21 protein-coding genes and 1 tRNA gene are annotated in these 18,839 nt (G+C 46.4%); 18 read left to right on the plus strand and 4 right to left on the minus strand.

Features of this window, described 5'->3' with window-relative positions; all coding sequences use genetic code 11:
• Nucleotides 1–8: 8 nt before the first annotated feature.
• Nucleotides 9–1,232, plus strand: a complete 1,224-nt coding sequence (locus QUD86_RS03245; RefSeq protein ID WP_286298014.1) for a patatin-like phospholipase family protein — start codon at nucleotides 9–11, stop codon at nucleotides 1,230–1,232.
• A gap of 35 nt (nucleotides 1,233–1,267) precedes the next feature.
• On the opposite strand, the gene QUD86_RS03250 is transcribed toward QUD86_RS03245, so the two are convergent.
• The 3 genes from QUD86_RS03250 to QUD86_RS03260 are packed head-to-tail and all read right to left on the minus strand — an operon-like array spanning nucleotide 1,268 to nucleotide 4,004.
• Entirely contained in the window at nucleotides 1,268–2,674 is a 1,407-nt protein-coding gene (locus QUD86_RS03250) for an efflux transporter outer membrane subunit (protein ID WP_353506536.1), read from the minus strand.
• Nucleotides 2,674–3,630, minus strand: coding sequence for an HlyD family secretion protein (locus QUD86_RS03255; protein ID WP_286298016.1), 957 nt, complete (start codon nucleotides 3,628–3,630; stop codon nucleotides 2,674–2,676). The genes QUD86_RS03250 and QUD86_RS03255 overlap by 1 nt, the downstream gene beginning before the upstream one ends.
• Before the next feature lie 2 nt (nucleotides 3,631–3,632).
• Nucleotides 3,633–4,004 carry a DUF3302 domain-containing protein gene (locus tag QUD86_RS03260; protein ID WP_286298018.1) on the minus strand — a complete coding sequence of 124 codons (372 nt, stop codon included), beginning with the start codon at nucleotides 4,002–4,004 and terminating at the stop codon, nucleotides 3,633–3,635.
• Nucleotides 4,005–4,235: 231 nt separating this feature from the next.
• On the opposite strand from QUD86_RS03260, the gene rpsO reads away from it, so the two are divergent.
• Entirely contained in the window at nucleotides 4,236–4,505 is a 270-nt protein-coding gene (rpsO, locus tag QUD86_RS03265; RefSeq protein WP_112204355.1) for a 30S ribosomal protein S15, read from the plus strand.
• A 3-nt stretch (nucleotides 4,506–4,508) separates the two neighbouring features.
• On the opposite strand, the gene QUD86_RS03270 is transcribed toward rpsO, so the two are convergent.
• Complete coding sequence (locus QUD86_RS03270) at nucleotides 4,509–4,670, minus strand: hypothetical protein (protein ID WP_286298061.1); 162 nt, start codon at nucleotides 4,668–4,670, stop codon at nucleotides 4,509–4,511.
• A 105-nt stretch (nucleotides 4,671–4,775) separates the two neighbouring features.
• On the opposite strand from QUD86_RS03270, the gene pnp reads away from it, so the two are divergent.
• The 16 genes from pnp to nuoK all read left to right on the plus strand — a co-directional run bounded on the left by pnp (nucleotide 4,776) and on the right by nuoK (nucleotide 18,839).
• A complete protein-coding gene (gene pnp, locus QUD86_RS03275) occupies nucleotides 4,776–6,941 on the plus strand; it encodes a polyribonucleotide nucleotidyltransferase (RefSeq protein WP_286298063.1) in 2,166 nt (721 codons plus the stop codon).
• 34 nt (nucleotides 6,942–6,975) lie between these two features.
• On the plus strand, nucleotides 6,976–7,977 hold the full coding sequence (locus QUD86_RS03280; protein ID WP_286298066.1) for an NAD(P)H-quinone oxidoreductase: 1,002 nt from the start codon (nucleotides 6,976–6,978) through the stop codon (nucleotides 7,975–7,977).
• 18 nt (nucleotides 7,978–7,995) lie between these two features.
• Complete coding sequence (tpiA, locus tag QUD86_RS03285) at nucleotides 7,996–8,754, plus strand: triose-phosphate isomerase (protein WP_286298068.1); 759 nt, start codon at nucleotides 7,996–7,998, stop codon at nucleotides 8,752–8,754.
• Nucleotides 8,755–8,776: 22 nt separating this feature from the next.
• Nucleotides 8,777–9,124, plus strand: a complete 348-nt coding sequence (secG, locus tag QUD86_RS03290; RefSeq protein ID WP_286298071.1) for a preprotein translocase subunit SecG — start codon at nucleotides 8,777–8,779, stop codon at nucleotides 9,122–9,124.
• An 83-nt stretch (nucleotides 9,125–9,207) separates the two neighbouring features.
• Nucleotides 9,208–9,292: transfer RNA gene (locus QUD86_RS03295), tRNA-Leu, on the plus strand.
• Nucleotides 9,293–9,399: 107 nt separating this feature from the next.
• Nucleotides 9,400–9,759, plus strand: coding sequence for an NADH-quinone oxidoreductase subunit A (locus tag QUD86_RS03300; protein ID WP_100380141.1), 360 nt, complete (start codon nucleotides 9,400–9,402; stop codon nucleotides 9,757–9,759).
• 10 nt (nucleotides 9,760–9,769) lie between these two features.
• Entirely contained in the window at nucleotides 9,770–10,252 is a 483-nt protein-coding gene (locus QUD86_RS03305; RefSeq protein WP_011902891.1) for a NuoB/complex I 20 kDa subunit family protein, read from the plus strand.
• Between the two features lie 3 nt (nucleotides 10,253–10,255).
• Nucleotides 10,256–10,855: an NADH-quinone oxidoreductase subunit C gene (locus QUD86_RS03310; RefSeq protein ID WP_286298135.1), complete on the plus strand. Its 600-nt coding sequence runs from the start codon at nucleotides 10,256–10,258 to the stop codon at nucleotides 10,853–10,855.
• Between the two features lie 3 nt (nucleotides 10,856–10,858).
• Complete coding sequence (locus tag QUD86_RS03315) at nucleotides 10,859–12,112, plus strand: NADH-quinone oxidoreductase subunit D (RefSeq protein ID WP_286298137.1); 1,254 nt, start codon at nucleotides 10,859–10,861, stop codon at nucleotides 12,110–12,112.
• A gap of 23 nt (nucleotides 12,113–12,135) precedes the next feature.
• Nucleotides 12,136–12,642 carry an NADH-quinone oxidoreductase subunit NuoE gene (nuoE, locus tag QUD86_RS03320; RefSeq protein ID WP_286298139.1) on the plus strand — a complete coding sequence of 169 codons (507 nt, stop codon included), beginning with the start codon at nucleotides 12,136–12,138 and terminating at the stop codon, nucleotides 12,640–12,642.
• The gene (gene nuoF / locus QUD86_RS03325; RefSeq protein ID WP_286298142.1) at nucleotides 12,639–13,937 is read left to right on the plus strand and encodes an NADH-quinone oxidoreductase subunit NuoF; all 1,299 of its coding nucleotides are present in this window, start codon (nucleotides 12,639–12,641) and stop codon (nucleotides 13,935–13,937) included. Before nuoE ends, nuoF begins: the two co-directional genes overlap by 4 nt.
• A gap of 33 nt (nucleotides 13,938–13,970) precedes the next feature.
• Nucleotides 13,971–16,280, plus strand: a complete 2,310-nt coding sequence (nuoG, locus tag QUD86_RS03330) for an NADH-quinone oxidoreductase subunit NuoG (RefSeq protein WP_286298144.1) — start codon at nucleotides 13,971–13,973, stop codon at nucleotides 16,278–16,280.
• Nucleotides 16,281–16,288: 8 nt separating this feature from the next.
• A complete protein-coding gene (gene nuoH, locus QUD86_RS03335; protein ID WP_286298146.1) occupies nucleotides 16,289–17,362 on the plus strand; it encodes an NADH-quinone oxidoreductase subunit NuoH in 1,074 nt (357 codons plus the stop codon).
• A gap of 11 nt (nucleotides 17,363–17,373) precedes the next feature.
• Nucleotides 17,374–17,865 (plus strand): NADH-quinone oxidoreductase subunit NuoI, encoded by a 492-nt coding sequence (nuoI, locus tag QUD86_RS03340; protein WP_286298147.1) that lies wholly within the window; start codon nucleotides 17,374–17,376, stop codon nucleotides 17,863–17,865.
• Nucleotides 17,866–17,886: 21 nt separating this feature from the next.
• Nucleotides 17,887–18,534 (plus strand): NADH-quinone oxidoreductase subunit J, encoded by a 648-nt coding sequence (locus QUD86_RS03345; protein ID WP_286298149.1) that lies wholly within the window; start codon nucleotides 17,887–17,889, stop codon nucleotides 18,532–18,534.
• Nucleotides 18,531–18,839: an NADH-quinone oxidoreductase subunit NuoK gene (gene nuoK / locus QUD86_RS03350; protein ID WP_286298150.1), complete on the plus strand. Its 309-nt coding sequence runs from the start codon at nucleotides 18,531–18,533 to the stop codon at nucleotides 18,837–18,839. The genes QUD86_RS03345 and nuoK overlap by 4 nt, the downstream gene beginning before the upstream one ends.

The following is an 18,839-nucleotide window of genomic DNA, read 5'->3' on the forward strand; positions in this document are numbered from 1 at the left end:
TCTCTCAAGTGAAAAAACGCTCTCCTTACTCTTTATTTCGTCGCCAGACTGCGATTCTTATTGCGATCTGCTGCCTTTCGGCCTGTGGCGCACTAGAGCGCAAGGCATCAGTGCCGCCTCGACAAATGGGTGAGGCAAAAATTGCTGGTATGGATGGTGTACGTTATTTGGTTGCTAGCGAAGCTGGAATTAATCAGATGGCAGCGGATGTCATGGCCTTACGTAAGACAGCTAATAGCATTGACTTCACTCAGGCCGCTAACTACTTATCTCTCTCTGGTGGTGGTGATGATGGGGCATACGGAGCAGGTCTTCTGATAGGCTGGACCGAAAGAGGCAATCGCCCTAACTTTAATTTAGTAACCGGCATTAGCACTGGCGCTTTAATTGCACCATTTGCGTATTTGGGTAAGGAATATGACCCTGTGCTGCGTGACGTTTATACCCAAATTGGGCCAGACGATATTTTTATTAAGCGCAATTTATTAAGTGGCATTTTGGGGGATGGTCTTTCGGATACAACGCCGCTGTTTGCTTTGATCTCTAAACACGTAGATCATGCATTACTAAAGCGGATAGCCTATGAGTATTCAGTCAATGGGCGGTGGCTCTTAATTGGTACCAGTAATTTGGATGCAGGCGTTCCCGTAGTTTGGAATATGGGAAAAATTGCTGGCATTGGTACGCCGGAAGCGCTTGAGCTCTTTCGCAAAATCTTATTAGCTTCTGCCTCGATACCGGGGGCATTTTCACCCATCATGTTTGATTTTGAGGTAGCTGGCCAGACTTTTCAAGAGATGCATGTTGACGGCGGTGCCATTACGCAAGTATTTTTGTACCCGAGTGCTTTAGCGCAGCGCGGTAAGGATATGAAAATCAAGTTACACAATCAACGCAATGCTTACATCATTCGTAACTCTCGCCTTGACCCTGAGTGGCGCGACACTCAAAGAGGAACGTTGAGCATCATTAGTCGAGCGATTTCAAGTTTGATTCAGACTCAAGGCATTGGAGATCTTTACCGGATTTATCACACCACTCAATTAGATGGGGTGAACTTCAATTTAACTTTTATTGGCCCTGACTTTAATTTCCCACGTAAGACTGAGTTTGATACGGAATACATGCGGGCATTATTTCAGTATGGATATGCAAGAGGTATCGAGGGTAAGGAGTGGCAGCGCTATCCTCCGGGCTACAAAAGTAGCTATACGGAAGAGGCGCCCAAGTAAGGACTAAGTAAGGTCTAAGTGAGGCCAGCAAGTTTTCAGTTAGTAGCAGGCCCACCTAAGGCCAAGTAGAGATTCACTCTTTGTGCAAGGGCATCAAGCCTGCCTTGATTCCAGGAAATTTTCGTTAAATTAGTCTTGATCAACTGCTGCTGAACTTGGCGTTGATCCACTTTTCCGATAGTAAATTCCGTGGTGGTATTTTTCATTAGGCGCGTCTGTAAATCTAGTTGCGTTTGCAAGAGGGCGCTTCGACTCCTCCACGCATTATCAGCATTAATGCCATTCTCAGCCTCATTAAAGGCATTCAATATCGTTTTGCCGTAATTGGCTAATGCAGCACGCGCCTCCGCATTTTGATAGGCAATTTGCGCTTCAATAGCCCCACCTTGAAAAATAGGCATTGCTACACTGGCCCCAAAGCCAAAACTGGTGGATGCTCCATTGATCAAGCTAAACACTTGGCTATCAATGTAAGCAAAGCCTGCTGACAGGCTAATCTTGGGTAGTCGAGTAAGGCGCTTCTCATCAGCCGTATAAAAGGCGCTGTTTACCCGAGCTTCTGCCGCTACAACGTCGGGTCTTCTCTCTAATAAATCCATTGGCAGTCCAGGATCAATCGCTGCAGGCATTGAGGGGAGGGCAATCGCTTGCAATGGTTTGGCACTAGGGTATTGACCGATGAGTACTTGCACGGCTCGTAAAGATTGGTCTCTAGCAACACTAGTAGCGATGGCAAGCTCTTGAAGTTGAGCGACCGAACCTTGGGTAGTCAGCAACTCATTGGTTGAGGAGGCGCCAATTTTTTCACGGACCTGGGTAAGGCTTGCTACCGTTTCTGCTGCAAAAACATTCTCTTCTGATAGTCTTGCTTGCTCTGTAAGCACGCGCGCTAGCCAGACGGATTTAGCAAGAGAGGCAAGCAAAGAAAGTTGCGCAGCATCCTGATCTGCATTTATTGCGCGTGAAGTTTGGGTAGTGGCTGCCATTTGGGTACGCACTCTTCCCCAAAGATCTAATTCCCAATTAGCGCCGATATAGTAGCCCGTTAAGCCGCTGCCACTAGATCCCGCTTTACCACCCAAGTTGCCGATTGCATTGACGCCTGGATAAAAGGCACCCCCAGCTGAATCCATTAATGATTGGGCTTGCGATCTTCGGGCGGCGAAGATTGCTAAGCTTGGATTATTTTTAAGCGCTTGCGTAGCTAATGCGTTTAACTCTGGATCATTAAATTGCCCCAGCCACGCATCATTGGCAGTAAGCCCACTAGATGATTGGCTATCAGCCGCTTGAAATTGAGTGGGTACTTGTACATTAGGCAGCGATTTTTCTTTTAAATCTTTGCTGGTCATTAGGGGGCTAACGCAAGCACTCAGTACATAGACGCTCGCGCTAATTAAGAGCGACTTGGGGAGCCACCCTTTGGAAAATGGCATAGACATTAATGTAGTTTCGGAATGATGTAATTGAGCTTAGTGCTAACCCGAATCATCACCTTGCGAATGATGTGTAAAAACGCGAGGTGATTGGTATATACCGCACCATCACCAACAGCACCAGCGGGTAGTAAAAGCCCATTCTTGGCATCATCAAGCGCAAGCTTAACGGCAAAACGATTGCTTGGAATGTCACGCAAGCCAGTGGTCGGCAAGTTGCCAGAGGCATTCATTTGTCCTTGACCTTCAGCCAAAATCACAGACTCCACTGTCGCCTTCAATACTTTCCCAGGAAATACGGGGAGGTAGAACTCTGCTTCATTGCCGATTTCAATTTGATGTAATTCGTTTTGGCTAAAGAGGGCATAAATTTGCGGCGCATCTTCTAAGAATGTCATAACAGATGCTAATGGGAAAGCAGCAACAAAGGCTCCTGAGCGTAGCTGTACATTGACCACCGTACCGTCACTCGGTGCGCGCATGATGGTTTGTTCAAGATCATAATTGGCGGTAATGAGCTGCCCCTCTAGATCAGCAAAGTCTGCTTCTGCTTTTTCTAAATCAAAACGACTACCCGCACCGCTGGCAACAAGCTGTTTGTTTTCTACTAAGCGCAACTGCGCTAACTTAAACTTTGCTTTGATGGAATTTGCGGTGGCTTTGTATTGAGTAGGATCAACCTTAAAAAGAACATCGCCTTTTTTAACTCGTTGGTTAATAGTGACAGGGACCTCTATCACTCGACCGCGGACTTGACTCACAATGCTCACGGAATTGCGTACCACCAGAACATTTCCAGTGGATGGCGAGAAGACGTTGAGTAGCAAGATCAAAGTGATCATGCCCACAATCGGAATCGTAAAAACAATCACTTTTGCCAAGAAATTCCAGGGCAGAAGTTTGTACTTAAAAAAGATTAACCAAACAATTGAGGCATATATGCCTAGTAATATGGCTTCCATCGTTATTGATCTGTCTTTTTAGGTGAATCGGTTTCTTCGATAGGCTGATACTGGTCGCTGCCATAGGCGAGTTTGTACATTGTGGGGCGGGTATATGCCCACAGGTAAGCAATTGGCCAAAGCAGGCCAGCAAAAAATAGGGACAGAACGCATAAAGCATGAATTGCATCCCTTTGCGGATGCTGGCGGCGCTTAGCAATGGTGTCGGGAAGAACGTGAACGTACCAAAATAGGCCAATAAAGCCAATGGGCATCAAGATAAGTACCGCCCAGGAAATGGCATTGGCGACCCCATCAATGAGGTCGGCTGGCAAAAATGAGGCAAATGCCAACTGGGGAGCCAGTAATAACGGGATAAGTAGTCGGTTTTTCATCAAAACGGCCTTAATTTGTGGATTTCGTTGAAATGTATCACGATCTCTCTGATTTCATTATTAGCCCTGAAGCCATCAATCCCGCATAAGCCAATCCAAATCCCAGCTTTTACCTCCTTTCTGCTACAATTCGAGGGCTTTGATTTGTAAAGCTTTTTTGTTTTATTTTGTTAATAACGCACGACACAGAATGGGTGAGAGCTCGGGTGATCGCAAGTAAGGAGTATGAAAATGGCAGTTGCTGATATTAAAACGGCGGAAATCGTCAAAGACAACGCGCGTAGCGCAAACGATACGGGTAGCCCTGAAGTGCAAGTTTCATTGCTAACAGCCCGTATTAATGAATTAACACCCCATTTCAAGGCTAACGCTAAAGACCATCACAGCCGTCGTGGCTTGTTGAAGATGGTTTCACGTCGTCGTCGCCTTTTGGATTACCTCAAAGGCAAAGACTTGGGTCGCTATCGCGCATTGATTGAGAAATTAGGTCTGCGTAAGTAATTCTTATTGGTATGCAATGCCATCTATCTTAGGGTTGTTTCTTTGTTGAATCAGTCTTAAGAAGGTGGCATGTTTTTTGGGCGGTTGTAGATTATTTGTATAGAGGATCGTGTCATTCCAATGAGTTTCTGGGCTCAGTAAGCCAGTGCCTCCCTGGAATGACATCCTTTGTAATCTTCAAGCGCTCCAGTGTTGTCGTGACACTGCTTTATCCCACGACAAGCATGTAATCCATGTGGCTTATGTGTGAACAATTTGGAGAAGATCAAAATGACGATGTTTAATAAAGCAGTAAAAACCTTTCAATGGGGCAATCACCAGGTAACAATGGAAACAGGTGAGATTGCTCGTCAATCCGGTGGCGCTGTCATCGTTAATATCGACGACACAGTCGTCATGGGTACAGTGGTAGCTTCCAAGTCAGCCAAGCCTGGCCAGTCTTTTTTCCCGTTGACTGTGGATTACCTAGAAAAAACATATGCCGCCGGAAAAATTCCTGGTGGCTTTTTCCGTCGTGAAGGTCGTCCATCCGAAGGTGAGACATTAATCTCCCGCTTGATCGATCGCCCATTGCGTCCTTTATTTCCAGAAGGCTTCTTAAATGAAGTTCAGGTTGTTATTCACGTTTTATCGATCAACCCTGATGTACCTTCAGATATTCCTGCTTTGATTGCTGCTTCTGCTGCGTTAGCTATTTCTGGTATTCCGTTTGCTGGCCCCGTTGGTGCGGCACGCGTAGGTTACGCAAATGGCCAATACCTGTTGAACCCAACCCGTCCCGAGCAAGCCACTAGTGAGATGGACTTGATCGTTGCTGGTACGCAAGCTGCAGTATTAATGGTGGAATCAGAAGCCAATCAGTTATCAGAAGAAATTATGTTGGGCGCGGTGGTGTATGGCCATGACCAAATGCAGACAGCCATTAACGCTATCAATGAATTGGTAAGCGAAGCTGGCAAGCCAGAGTGGGATTGGACTGCAGCCCCTAAAGATGAGCCATTTATTGCTAAAGTTACTGCTTTGGCTGAAGGCCCATTACGTGAGGCATATCAGATTCGTCAAAAGGGCGCACGCTCAGACAAGCTGAAAGAAACTACGAAGACTGTATTAGCTCAGTTGGCCCAAGAGGGTGATGTTGATGCGGTTGCTGTGAACGATATTCTTTTTGAAATCGAAGGCAAGATTGTTCGTAGCCAGATTTTAAATGGTGAGCCACGCATCGACGGTCGTGATACACGCACTGTTCGCCCAATCGAAATTCGTAATGGTGTATTGCCACGTACGCACGGCTCTGCATTATTTACCCGTGGTGAAACTCAAGCTTTGGTAGTTGCCACCTTAGGTACTGCACGTGATGAGCAAATTATTGATGCACTCGAAGGTGAGTACCGTGATCGCTTTATGTTCCACTACAACATGCCTCCGTTCGCTACTGGTGAAACAGGTCGTGTAGGTAGTCCAAAGCGCCGTGAAATTGGTCATGGCCGTTTAGCTAAGCGCGCATTGATTCCAGTATTGCCAAGTGCAGAAGATTTTGCTTACAGTATTCGTGTGGTATCCGAGATCACTGAATCGAATGGCTCTTCATCAATGGCTTCTGTTTGTGGCGGTTGTTTAGCAATGATGGATGCTGGTGTTCCAATCAAGGCGCACGTTGCTGGTGTTGCAATGGGTTTGATTTTGGATGGCAATCGTTTTGCTGTATTGACCGATATCTTAGGTGACGAAGATCACTTAGGTGATATGGACTTTAAAGTAGCCGGCACAGCTAATGGTATTACCGCTTTGCAAATGGACATTAAAGTTCAAGGTATCACTAAAGAAATCATGCAAGTTGCGTTAGCGCAGGCTAAAGAAGGCCGCTTACATATTCTGAGCAAGATGCAAGAAGCAATGGGTTCAGTTCGTACAGAATTGTCTGAGCATGCTCCGCGTATGGTGTCGTTCAAGATTCATCCAGACAAAATTCGTGAAGTCATCGGTAAGGGCGGCGCAACAATTCAGGCCTTAACTAAAGAAACGGGTTGCAGCATTGACATCAAAGATGACGGCACAGTAACGATTGCTTCAACCAGTGCTGAAGGCATGGCTGAAGCGAAAGCCCGCATTGAAGGCATTACTGCTGAAGCTGAAGTTGGCAAGATCTACGAAGGTCCTGTAGTGAAGTTGCTTGAATTCGGTGCGTTGATTAATATTCTTCCAGGTAAAGACGGTCTGTTACACATCTCTGAAATTTCAAATGAGCGTGTAAAAGAAGTAAAAGACTATTTACAAGAAGGTCAGATTGTTCGTGTGAAGTTGTTAGCTGCTGATGAGCGCGGTCGTTTGCGTTTGTCTCTCAAAGCGGCCATGGCTGAAGAGGGCGGTACGATTGCTCCTCTAGCTGGCGCTGATGAAGCTGCACAAGCTAACCCAGCTTCTGATGAAACTGCCTAAGCAATACTGAGTAAAGATTAGAGCGGAAATCGTTATGCGCGTAATTGAGATCACAGAATTTGGTGCACCAGAAATGCTGGTACCCAACATTCGTCCCGACCTAGTGGCTCCGGCTGCCGGCACGGGTGAGATCTTAATTAAAGTAGCTGCTGCAGGAATCAATCGTCCAGACGTGTTGCAACGAAAGGGCTTTTATCCTGTGCCAGCTGGTGCATCTGATATTCCCGGCCTAGAAGTCGCCGGTGAAATTATTGGCGGTGATTTAGCCCATGCAGACAATGTATTTGGGTTGAAGCTAGGTGATCGTGTTTGTGCTTTGGTGCAAGGCGGCGGTTATGCAGATTTGTGCCTAGCCCCTGTCGCGCAGTGCCTACCTTATCCCAAAGGTTTCACAGATCAAGAGGCTGCTGCTTTGCCTGAAACATTCTTCACTGTATGGAGCAATGTCTTCATGCGTGGCGAGCTTGCGCAGGGCGAAACTTTATTAGTGCAGGGCGGTTCAAGTGGAATTGGTGTGACTGCAATTTTGATCGCTAAAGCCTTAGGTCACAGAGTATTTGTGACTGCAGGGACCGATGAAAAATGTGCTGCCTGTGTAGATCTTGGTGCGGACTTAGCAATTAACTATCGGTCGCAAGATTTTGTGGAAGAAGTTAAAAAAGCAACAGATGGCAAGGGTGTAAATGTCATTTTAGATATGGTCACCGGCGCCTATGTTCAGCGCGAGATCGATTGCTTGGCTGATGATGGCCGCATTGTGATTATTGCTATTCAGGGTGGGTCTAAGGCAGAGGTTAGTACCAATCAAATTTTGCGTCGTCGCCTGACGATCACAGGCTCTACTTTGCGCCCACGTCCGATTGCCTTTAAAAAGCAAATTGCACAACAGCTGCACGAGCGTATTTGGCCCTTGCTGGATGCGGGCAAATTAAAGCCAGTGATTTATAAAACATTTACTTTAGATCAAGCAGCAGATGCTCATGCCTTGATGGAATCATCTGAGCACGTTGGTAAGATTGTTTTAACTGTTTCATGATTGCCTGAGCTAGATTTCATGCGACCACTTATTATTATCGGCAACTGGAAAATGCATGGCAGTCTTGCAAGCAATTCTGATTGGGTAAAAACCGTTTGTCGCGGGATGGAGCAAGGCATGCCTGCAGGGCGTCAATATGCGGTATGCGTGCCAACCCCGTATTTAGCGCAGTGCGATGCATTAATTAAAGATTGCTCACTCGCTTTTTTGAGTTTGGGTGCACAAGATGCTTCTGCTTTTGCAACTGGCGCTTACACGGGTGATGTTGCTGCATCGATGTTGAAAGAATTGGGATGTGCGTATGTGATTGTTGGTCATTCTGAGCGCCGTCAGTTTCATCATGAAACTGATGAGCAGATAGCTGAGAAAGCCCTACAAGTACTTGATAATGGTATGACTCCAGTGATTTGTGTTGGAGAGTCTGCCGATGAGCGCAATTCAGGACGTGAAGTGGAAGTGGTACGGAGTCAGATTGCAAGGCAGGTTGCTGTGTTGCAAGATCGCTTGGCGGATTGTCTAATTGCCTATGAGCCTCTTTGGGCCATTGGAACCGGTAAAGTTGCTAGTGCTCAGCTTGCCCAGGATATGCATCGTGCGATTCGCTTGCAATTAGCCGAGTTTAATGAAGATGTAGCATCCCATGTGGGAATTTTGTACGGAGGCAGTGTCAAACCTGACAATGCCGTTGAATTGTTTGCAATGCCTGATATTGATGGTGGATTGATTGGGGGGGCTTCATTAAACTCCCAAGATTTTTTAGCCATTTGTCAGGCCTAGATTTTTTAATTGGAGATAAGCCATGGAATGGTTTAAGACTTTATTGATTGTTTTGCAGGTGATTTCAGCTTTAGCTGTCATCCTGCTTGTGCTGCTTCAGCAGGGTAAGGGCGCAGATATGGGCGCTGCTTTTGGCTCGGGCTCATCTGGCAGTCTTTTTGGCGCTAGTGGATCGGCTAATTTTCTATCCCATGCAACCGCAGTTTTTGCGGCAGCTTTCTTTATTTGCACTCTGGGCATTACTTGGATTGGAAATAAAAAAGAAGTGAGTCCTGGTGTGCTTTCTGGAACAGTGGCTCCAGTAGTTGCACCCGTGGCTGCCCCGGTTGTGACGCCTCAGGATCCAAGTAAGCCGGCAGTTCCGAAGTAAATACCGTTTTTTTGGTGTTTCTGGGGTGTTTAATGCTGTAGAAAAGTAGTGCAATGCAGTAGAATTGACATGTTTTACAAGATGCCGACGTGGTGGAATTGGTAGACACGCTATCTTGAGGGGGTAGTGGCTTAGGCTGTGCGAGTTCGAGTCTCGCCGTCGGCACCAAAATTGTGTTTTTATGGGGTTAAAGTTGGCGCTAAAGCGCAACTTATTGGTTTCATCGATAATTTGAAGTAACGAACGCCAAGTTTGGCTAATGACTCAGGGCTATTTTGAATCTCGCTAATTATTTTCCTGTTTTGCTGTTTATCCTTGTAGGTATTGGGGTTGGTTTAGTCCCAATGTTCCTCGGAAAAATCTTGGCTCCTTCAAAGCCGGACGTAGAGAAGCTGTCTCCTTACGAGTGCGGTTTCGAGGCATTCGAAGATGCCCGCATGAAATTCGACGTGCGCTATTACTTAATCGCTATCCTCTTTATCCTATTCGACTTAGAAACAGCCTTCCTATTCCCGTGGGGCGTTGTTTTACGTGATATCGGCTGGGCTGGATATGCTTCGATGGTGGTTTTCTTATTTGTATTTATTGTAGGTTTTGTGTATATCTGGAAAAAGGGCGCCCTCGACTGGGAGTAACGATAAACATATGGCACTTGAAGGCGTTCTTAAAGAAGGATTTGTAACTACTACAGCGGATCAGTTGATTAACTGGACGCGAAATGGTTCCTTATGGCCCATGACCTTTGGCCTAGCCTGCTGCGCTGTTGAAATGATGCATGCCGGTGCTTCTCGTTATGACTTAGACCGTTTTGGTGTGGTCTTTCGTCCATCCCCACGTCAATCCGATTTGATGATTGTGGCTGGCACTTTGTGCAATAAGATGGCTCCAGCTCTTCGCAAGGTCTACGACCAAATGCCTGAGCCTCGTTGGGTAATCTCAATGGGTTCTTGCGCCAATGGCGGTGGCTATTACCATAACTCGTATTCGGTAGTACGGGGCTGCGATCGTATCGTGCCAGTTGATATTTATGTTCCTGGATGTCCTCCAACAGCTGAAGCATTGATCTATGGAATTATTCAGCTGCAGTCGAAGATTGCACGTACCAGCACCATTGCACGGAAAGCCTAGGTCATGTCAGAGCGCTTAATTCAACTGGCAGCCAATTTAGAGAAGGTTCTAGGCAAGCGAGTGCAGTCTATTGAAACTGCCTTAGGTGAAGTAACTATCGTTGTAAACGCCGATACCTATTTAGAATCGGCAATGCTTTTACGTGATGATCCTTCACTTGCTTTTGAGCAATTAATTGATTTGTGTGGCGTGGACTATCAGGATTACAAAGAAGGGCAGTGGGCTGGTAAGCGCTTTGCGGCTGTTTCTCACCTCTTGTCACTGGCGCATAACTGGCGCTTACGTGTGCGTGTATTTGCACCCGACGATAGTTACCCAGTGGTTGCGTCACTTACTCCTGTTTGGGCTGTTGCCAATTGGTTTGAGCGTGAGGCGTTCGATCTTTATGGCATCCTTTTTGATGGCCACGAAGACTTGCGTCGCATCTTGACGGATTATGGTTTTATCGGCCACCCCTTCAGAAAAGATTTCCCTATCTCAGGCAATGTAGAGATGCGCTACGACCCAGAGTTAAAGCGAGTTGTCTATCAGCCAGTAACGATTGAGGCGCGTGAGATAACGCCGCGTATCGTTCGTGAAGAGCAGTACGGAGGCCCGGTCTAAGTCATGGCACAAATTAAGAACTACACCCTCAATTTTGGTCCCCAACATCCTGCGGCGCACGGTGTATTGCGCCTAGTGCTTGAGTTGGATGGAGAGGTCATTCAACGGGCGGATCCGCACATTGGTTTATTGCACCGCGCTACAGAAAAATTAGCTGAAACACGTACTTGGATTCAGAATGTTCCGTACATGGATCGCTTGGATTATGTATCGATGATGGCCAATGAGCATGCTTATGTCATGTCTATTGAAAAGTTGCTTCAGGTGGATGTACCTTTGCGTGCGCAATATATTCGGGTGATGTTTGATGAGCTAACGCGTTTGCTGAACCATCTTTTATGGATTGGCTGTCATGGTTTAGACGTTGGTGCGATGGCGGTGTTCTTGTACGCCTTCCGTGACCGCGAAGATATCTTTGATATGTATGAGGCGGTATCAGGTGCACGTATGCATGCTGCTTACTATCGTCCAGGTGGCGTGTATCGTGACCTGCCAACAGAAATGGCGCAGTTCTCTAAATCCAAGATTCGTAGCGCGTCTGCGATTAAGCGTTTAAATGAAAACCGAAGTGGTTCCTTGCTCGATTTCATTGAATCCTTTTCAGGACGATTTGATGCGAACGTGGATGAGTACTGCAATCTGTTAACTGATAATCGTATTTGGAAGCAACGCTTAGTCGGCATCGGTGTTGTGACACCTGAGCGTGCTTTGCAATTAGGCTTTACTGGTCCGATGTTGCGTGGCTCTGGTATCGAGTGGGACTTGCGTAAAAAGCAGCCCTATGAAACTTATGACAAGTTAGACTTTGATATTCCTGTTGGTGTGAATGGCGACTCCTACGATCGTTATTTAGTACGCATGGAAGAGATGCGTCAATCAAATCGAATCATTAAGCAGTGCGTTGCCTGGCTTAAAGCAAATGATGGCCCAGTCATGAGTGATAACCATAAGGTTGCCCCTCCAAAGCGGGTAGATATGAAAACCAATATGGAAGAGTTGATTCATCATTTCAAACTCTTTACCGAAGGTATGCACGTTCCTAGTGGTGAGGCTTATGCCGCTGTTGAGCATCCTAAAGGTGAGTTTGGTATTTACTTGATTTCTGATGGCGCTAATAAGCCATACCGTTTAAAAATTCGGGCTCCGGGATTTGTACATCTTTCCGCAATGGACGAAATGTCATGTGGACACATGCTGGCTGATGCCGTAACTATTATTGGTACCCAAGATATTGTTTTCGGGGAGATTGACCGCTAATGTAGCGTGCCAGGGATGAATACATGACAACAACAATTACCCTCTCCGAAAAAACGCTTGCTGATATTGCGCATAATGTTGCCAAATATCCTCCCGAGCATAAGCAGTCAGCAGTGATGGCTGCATTAATTGCGGCACAAACTGAAGTGGGTTGGGTTTCTCCTGAAGTGATTGAGACTATTGCCCAAATTTTAGAAATGCCGACGATTGCTGTAGATGAGGTTGCTACCTTCTACAACATGTATGACACCAAGCCGGTTGGTAAATATAAGCTGGTGATTTGTACCAACTTACCCTGCCAGTTAAAGCATGGCGAAACTGCTGCAAGCCATCTGAAGAAAACTTTAGGCATTGGCTACAACGAAACTACTTCTTGCGGTATGTTCACCCTGAAAGAGGGCGAATGTATGGGCGCTTGTGGGGACTCTCCTGTGATGTTAGTAAATAACAAGCGTATGTGCAGCCTCATGAGTAATGAAAAAATTGATGCTCTATTGACAGAGTTACGAGCAGAAGGAAACGCAGCATGACTAGCTTGCACGATAAGCATATTAAACCGCTCATTCTAGCTGGCTTGAATGGCGAAAATTGGCGCTTAAAAGATTATGTGAGTCGTGGGGGCTATCAACAGCTTAGCCGCATCATTAGTGAAAAAATAACGCCTGATGCCATCATTGCGGAATTAAAAGCCTCTTCTCTTCGGGGCCGCGGAGGCGCGGGGTTTCCTACAGGACTGAAGTGGAGTTTTATGCCGCGCCAGTTTCCTGGTCAAAAGTATTTAATTTGCAATAGTGACGAAGGCGAGCCCGGGACATTTAAAGACCGCGACATCATGCGCTATAACCCTCATGCATTAATTGAAGGCATGATCATTGGTGCTTACACCATGGGCATTTCCGTAGGGTACAACTATATTCATGGTGAAATTTGGGAAACGTATTCTCGTTTCGAGGAAGCGCTAGAAGAGGCGCGTGCCGCAGGCTACTTGGGCGACAAAATTTTAGGAAGTGATTTTAATTTCCAGTTACATGCCTCACCAGGCTGGGGCGCCTATATCTGTGGTGAAGAGACTGCGCTTCTGGAGTCATTAGAAGGAAAAAAAGGTCAGCCACGCTTTAAGCCACCATTTCCGGCGAGCTTTGGTTTGTATGGCAAGCCAACAACGATCAACAATACTGAGACCTTTGCTGCTGTGCCATTCATCATGGCAATTGGTGGCCAAGCTTATCTAGATCTAGGTAAGCCAAATAATGGAGGCACTAAGATTTTCTCCGTATCTGGCGATGTTGTGTATCCAGGCAACTATGAGATACCTCTTGGCACGCCCTTTGCAGATTTGCTCAGACTTGCCGGTGGTATGCGAGATGGCCGGACTTTGAAGGCAGTGATTCCCGGCGGTTCTTCTGCACCAGTAGTTCCTGGTTCGCAGATGATGGATGTGACAATGGACTATGACAGTATTGCGAAAGCAGGATCAATGCTGGGATCTGGCGCCGTTATTGTGATGAACGATACGCGTTGCATGGTTCGGGCTTTAGAACGCTTGTCATATTTTTATCACGAAGAATCTTGCGGTCAATGTACACCATGCCGCGAGGGTACTGGTTGGCTGTGGCGCATTGTCAGCCGTATTGAGCATGGTCAGGGTCGCCCAGAAGATTTAGATTTATTGAATGATGTAGCTGCCAATATTCAGGGTCGTACGATTTGCGCCTTGGGTGATGCTGCAGCTATGCCAGTGCGCGGCATGTTAAAGCACTATATGGATGAGTTTGCGTATCACGTGGAACATAAGCGCTGCTTAGATTCTGCGCAACCTTTATAAAAGATACTGAGTACGGGATAGCTTAAAGTGAGCATGGTCGAAATCGAATTAGATGGTAAGTCAGTAGAAGTTCCGCAAGGTTCGATGGTGATGCACGCCGCCAATAAAGCGGGCACTTATATTCCTCATTTTTGTTATCACAAGAAATTATCTATTGCTGCCAATTGCCGCATGTGTTTGGTAGAGGTTGAGAAAGCGCCTAAGCCATTACCTGCTTGCGCAACACCGGTGAGTCAGGGGATGAAAGTCTTCACGCATTCTCCCAAGGCAATTGAAGCTCAACGCTCTGTTATGGAGTTTTTATTAATTAACCATCCTTTGGATTGCCCAATCTGCGATCAAGGTGGTGAGTGTCAGTTACAAGATTTAGCGGTAGGTTATGGTAAGTCCAATTCTCGCTACGATGAAGAGAAGCGGGTAGTTTTCCATAAAAATGTTGGCCCGTTGATTTCGATGCAGGAAATGTCACGCTGCATTCACTGCACCCGTTGCGTTCGTTTCGGGCAAGAGGTCGCTGGCGTGATGGAGCTAGGCATGGTCAATCGTGGCGAGCATTCTGAAATTACTACTTTTTCAGGCCAAACAATTGATTCCGAGTTGTCTGGAAACATGATCGATATTTGCCCCGTGGGCGCATTGACCAGCAAGCCATTTCGCTACGCTGCACGTACATGGGAATTAGGTCGCAAGCGCTCTGTAAGCCCGCACGATAGTTTGGGTAGTAACACTACTGTTCAAACAAAAGCAAATAAGGTTATGCGCGTTGTCGCTTTAGAAAATGAAGCTATCAATGAGTGCTGGATTAGTGATCGAGATCGCTTTGCTTACGAGGGGCTGAATAGCGCAGATCGTATTACTACCCCGATGGTGAAACAAGGTGGCGAGTGGCTAGAGACCGATTGGGAATCTGCCATGACTTATGTAGCCAATTCATTAAAGACGATTGCCGCAGAGAGTGGTCCTGAAGCAGTTGCTGCACTTGCTCACCCGATTTCTAGCGTTGAAGAATTGCATCTCCTACAGAAACTTGTTCGGGGCTTAGGCTCAAGCCAAGTTGAGACCCGTTTGCATCAAATTGATGTGAAAGGGGCGCCTTCTGCCCCATGGTTGGGCATGCCAATAGCCAAACTCGATGAATTAGATCGTGTGTTGGTAGTGGGTAGTTTCTTGCGCAAAGATCAGCCATTAATTGCTGTTCGTTTACGTGCTGCTGCTAAACGCCATTTGCAATTGTTACGTATTGACGCGGGCGGCGATGATTGGTTAATTCCAGCGGTAGGAAGTATTGCTGCCGTACCAAGCGCCTGGGTTAAAGAATTGAATGAAGTGGCATCCGCTGTTTCTATTGCGAAATCTATCTCGATGCCACAGGGTATCGAGCTTGCAGCGATTTCTCCAGCGGCTCAATTGATTGCAGATAGACTGCTGTCGGGCTCTTCAAAAGCAGTATTCATCGGTTCGGCTGCTCAGGCACACCCTCAGGCAGCAAGCTTGCTTGCCTTGGCGCAATTTATTGCCACTCACACTGGCGCTACCTTAGGCTTTCTGCCGGTAGGCGGAAATGCAGTAGGGGCTAATTTAGTCAAAGCAAATGGTGCTGGTGTTGATGCCTTGCTGTCTGGTGAGCGCCGTGCCGTGTTGCTAATGAACTTAGAGCCCGATGTCGATTTGCCAAACCCCCAATATGCTCGTGCCGCTTTAGCTAAAGCGAACACCGTCATCGCCCTGAGCGCTTATCGCAGTCCTGATCTACTGGAAGTGGCAGACGTTATTCTGCCAATTACCCCATTTACTGAGACGGTATCTACTTTTGTGAACGCAGAAGGTGTTGCCCAAACAATTCAGCCTGCGGTTAAGCCTTTGGGTGACTCTCGCCCAGCCTGGAAAGTGCTGCGTGTTCTAGGTGGCTTGCTTAATTTAGATGGATTTTTATTTAATGCGCCTGAAGAAGTTCTCGGTGAGGCTTTGTCTGAAGACTATTGCTCGCTGTTAAGTAATCAGGGCACTGCATCTGTCAGCATGACTCCAGTAGGTGCTGGTCTCGAGCGCGTATCCGATATCGCAAGTTATAGCGGTGACTCAATTGTGCGTCGTTCACCAGCACTGCAATTAACCCGTGATGCAAAACGCGGCAATCAAGTTGGTTTGGGGCAAAAGCTATTTACGGAGATGGGCTTAAAAGAGGGTGATGCTATTCGGGTAACCCAGGGAGCGCTCTCTGTCGATATGCCGGTAACACTAGAGCGTAATCTGGCAAGTCAAGCAGTGAGAGTCTCTGCTGGGACTTTAGCAAGCGCGCAATTAGGATCGATGTTTGGTCCTGTAACCCTTAGCAAAGCTTAGAGGCCAAGATGGATCATTTCTTGACCCTAGTCACCACTCAAGGTGAATCTATATTTGGTTCGCTCTGGCCAGCAGTGTGGGCCTTAGTTCGCATTGTGATTATCGTATTACCAATGTTTGGAGCGGTTGCTTATCTGACCCTGTGGGAGCGTAAGCTCATTGGTTGGATGCATATTCGCATTGGACCTAATCGAGTTGGCCCATTAGGTTTGTTGCAGCCAATTGCAGATGCCTTGAAGTTATTGATGAAGGAGATTATTTCTCCTGCGGAGGCTAGCAAAGTATTGTTCGTTATTGCTCCCGTGATGGTGATCATGCCGGCATTTGCTGCTTGGGCTGTGATTCCTTTTCAGGCAAAGATGGTGCTAGCGGACGTGAACGCAGGCTTACTCTATGTAATGGCCATTTCATCTATTGGTGTTTATGGCGTGATTTTGGCTGGTTGGGCATCAAACTCTAAATACCCATTTCTGGGTGCTATGCGTGCTTCAGCTCAGATGATCTCTTATGAGATTGCAATGGGTTTTGCTTTAGTTACAGTACTGCTCACTTCAGGCTCATTAAACTTAAGCGCTATTGTTGCCTCTCAAGAGCAGGGTTACTTTGCGGACTTAGGTCTGAACTTTCTTTCTTGGAACTGGTTGCCTTTATTACCAATGTTCTTAATCTACTTTATTTCTGGTGTCGCAGAAACAAACCGCCATCCATTTGATGTGGTGGAGGGTGAGTCCGAGATTGTTGCTGGTCATATGGTGGAATATTCCGGCATGGCTTTCGCGATGTTCTTCTTGGCTGAGTACGCCAACATGATTTTGATTGCAGCCTTGGCTTCAACATTATTCTTGGGTGGTTGGCTGCCGATTGTGGATTTACCAATTTTGCGCGACATACCCGGCTTCTTCTGGCTATTTGGAAAAACTTTTTTCCTTTTGTCATGCGTTATCTGGCTACGGGCTACGTTGCCTCGTTATCGTTATGACCAGATCATGCGCTTGGGTTGGAAGATCTTTATTCCAATTTCAGTATTTTGGGTTGTTGTCGTTGGTGCATGGGTTGTTTCCCCATTGAACATTTGGAAATAAGTTGATCAATCATGTTTAAGAAAATTTCCCAATTCCTCGATAGTTTGATGCTCAAAGATATTTTGACGGGTATGGCTATTACCGGTCGCTATCTGTTTAAGCCTAAGATTACGATTCAGTACCCTGAAGAGAAGACCCCTCAATCTCCACGTTTCCGAGGTCTGCATGCCTTGCGTCGCTATGAGAATGGCGAGGAGCGTTGCATTGGTTGTAAGTTGTGTGAGGCAGTTTGCCCAGCTTATGCCATCACTATTGAAACGGCAGAGCGTGACGATGGTACGCGTCGAACCAGTCGCTATGACATTGATTTAACAAAGTGTATTTTCTGTGGCTTCTGCGAAGAAGCTTGCCCTGTTGACGCTATTGTTGAGACAAATATTTTTGAGTACTTTGGCGACAAGCGCGGAGATCTTTATTTCACTAAAGACATGTTGTTAGCTGTCGGTGATAAGTACGAAAAAGATATATCTGTGAACCGCGCTGCTGATGCCCCTTATCGTTAATCGAGTGAAGAACAAAAATTTATGACATTCGATTCTGCTTCTATTTTTGCTGTCTTTTTCTATGCGTTTGCTGGGCTGTTAGTCATTTCAGCATTGCGTGTAGTTACTGCTCGCAACCCTGTTCATGCCGCATTATTTTTGGTGCTCGCATTCTTTTGCGCATCTGGGTTGTGGATGTTGCTCAAGGCCGAGTTCTTAAGTTTGGCATTGATTCTGGTTTATGTGGGCGCTGTAATGGTCCTCTTCCTATTTGTTGTGATGATGCTCGATCTTGATGTTGAGCATCTTCGTCGCGATTTCAAAAAATATCTCCCAGTTGCTTTTTTAATGGGTGCAGTGATTGTTTTGGAGCTATCCATCGTCCTGATTCGCAGCTTTGTTGGTACCAGTACGCCAGTCCAACCTATGCTGGAAGAAACCGTGGCGAGGAATACTCAGGCTTTGGGAATGTTGATTTTTGTAGACTACGTCTACGCATTCGAGGTTGCTGGCGTTATTTTGTTGGTGGCAATCATTGCTGCTGTAGCGCTGACCTTACGTAATCGTAAAGATTCCAAATCTCAAAATATCCATGAGCAAGTTAATGTCAATGCAGCTGATCGCATGCGTATTGTGAAGATGGATTCTGATATGGGTGCCAAGCAAGACGCTCGAGGAGATAAACAATGACCATTACTTTGGCGCATTACTTAGTATTGGGTGCAATTTTGTTTGCAACAAGCATCGTTGGCATTTTCTTAAACCGTAAGAATGTCATTGTGTTGTTGATGGCAATTGAACTGATGTTGCTCTCGGTGAACATGAACTTTATTGCCTTCTCGCATTTTTTGGGTGATATGGCAGGTCAAGTATTCGTATTCTTTATTTTGACTGTGGCTGCTGCTGAGGCGGCAATTGGTCTAGCAATTCTGGTAGTTCTCTTCCGTAAGGTAGATACCATTAATGCCGAAGACCTTGACCACCTAAAAGGCTAG

The sequence above is a fragment of the Polynucleobacter sp. TUM22923 genome, from assembly GCF_030295705.1.
Taxonomy (GTDB): Bacteria; Pseudomonadota; Gammaproteobacteria; order Burkholderiales; family Burkholderiaceae; genus Polynucleobacter.

Bases quoted from the DNA above. Each gene is read 5' to 3' on its own strand.
- nuoG (WP_286298144.1), top strand. From the start codon at position 13,971: ATGGTCGAAATCGAATTAGATGGTAAGTCAGTAGAAGTTCCGCAAGGT.
- nuoF (WP_286298142.1), top strand. From the start codon at position 12,639: ATGACTAGCTTGCACGATAAGCATATTAAACCGCTCATTCTAGCTGGC.
- QUD86_RS03305 (WP_011902891.1), top strand. From the start codon at position 9,770: ATGGCACTTGAAGGCGTTCTTAAAGAAGGATTTGTAACTACTACAGCG.
- QUD86_RS03250 (WP_353506536.1), bottom strand. From the start codon at position 2,674: ATGTCTATGCCATTTTCCAAAGGGTGGCTCCCCAAGTCGCTCTTAATT.
- QUD86_RS03255 (WP_286298016.1), bottom strand. From the start codon at position 3,630: ATGGAAGCCATATTACTAGGCATATATGCCTCAATTGTTTGGTTAATC.
- nuoI (WP_286298147.1), top strand. From the start codon at position 17,374: ATGTTTAAGAAAATTTCCCAATTCCTCGATAGTTTGATGCTCAAAGAT.
- nuoE (WP_286298139.1), top strand. From the start codon at position 12,136: ATGACAACAACAATTACCCTCTCCGAAAAAACGCTTGCTGATATTGCG.
- pnp (WP_286298063.1), top strand. From the start codon at position 4,776: ATGACGATGTTTAATAAAGCAGTAAAAACCTTTCAATGGGGCAATCAC.
- QUD86_RS03260 (WP_286298018.1), bottom strand. From the start codon at position 4,004: ATGAAAAACCGACTACTTATCCCGTTATTACTGGCTCCCCAGTTGGCA.
- rpsO (WP_112204355.1), top strand. From the start codon at position 4,236: ATGGCAGTTGCTGATATTAAAACGGCGGAAATCGTCAAAGACAACGCG.
- tpiA (WP_286298068.1), top strand. From the start codon at position 7,996: ATGCGACCACTTATTATTATCGGCAACTGGAAAATGCATGGCAGTCTT.
- nuoK (WP_286298150.1), top strand. From the start codon at position 18,531: ATGACCATTACTTTGGCGCATTACTTAGTATTGGGTGCAATTTTGTTT.
- QUD86_RS03270 (WP_286298061.1), bottom strand. From the start codon at position 4,670: ATGTCATTCCAGGGAGGCACTGGCTTACTGAGCCCAGAAACTCATTGG.
- QUD86_RS03345 (WP_286298149.1), top strand. From the start codon at position 17,887: ATGACATTCGATTCTGCTTCTATTTTTGCTGTCTTTTTCTATGCGTTT.
- QUD86_RS03310 (WP_286298135.1), top strand. From the start codon at position 10,256: ATGTCAGAGCGCTTAATTCAACTGGCAGCCAATTTAGAGAAGGTTCTA.
- QUD86_RS03315 (WP_286298137.1), top strand. From the start codon at position 10,859: ATGGCACAAATTAAGAACTACACCCTCAATTTTGGTCCCCAACATCCT.
- nuoH (WP_286298146.1), top strand. From the start codon at position 16,289: ATGGATCATTTCTTGACCCTAGTCACCACTCAAGGTGAATCTATATTT.
- QUD86_RS03280 (WP_286298066.1), top strand. From the start codon at position 6,976: ATGCGCGTAATTGAGATCACAGAATTTGGTGCACCAGAAATGCTGGTA.
- secG (WP_286298071.1), top strand. From the start codon at position 8,777: ATGGAATGGTTTAAGACTTTATTGATTGTTTTGCAGGTGATTTCAGCT.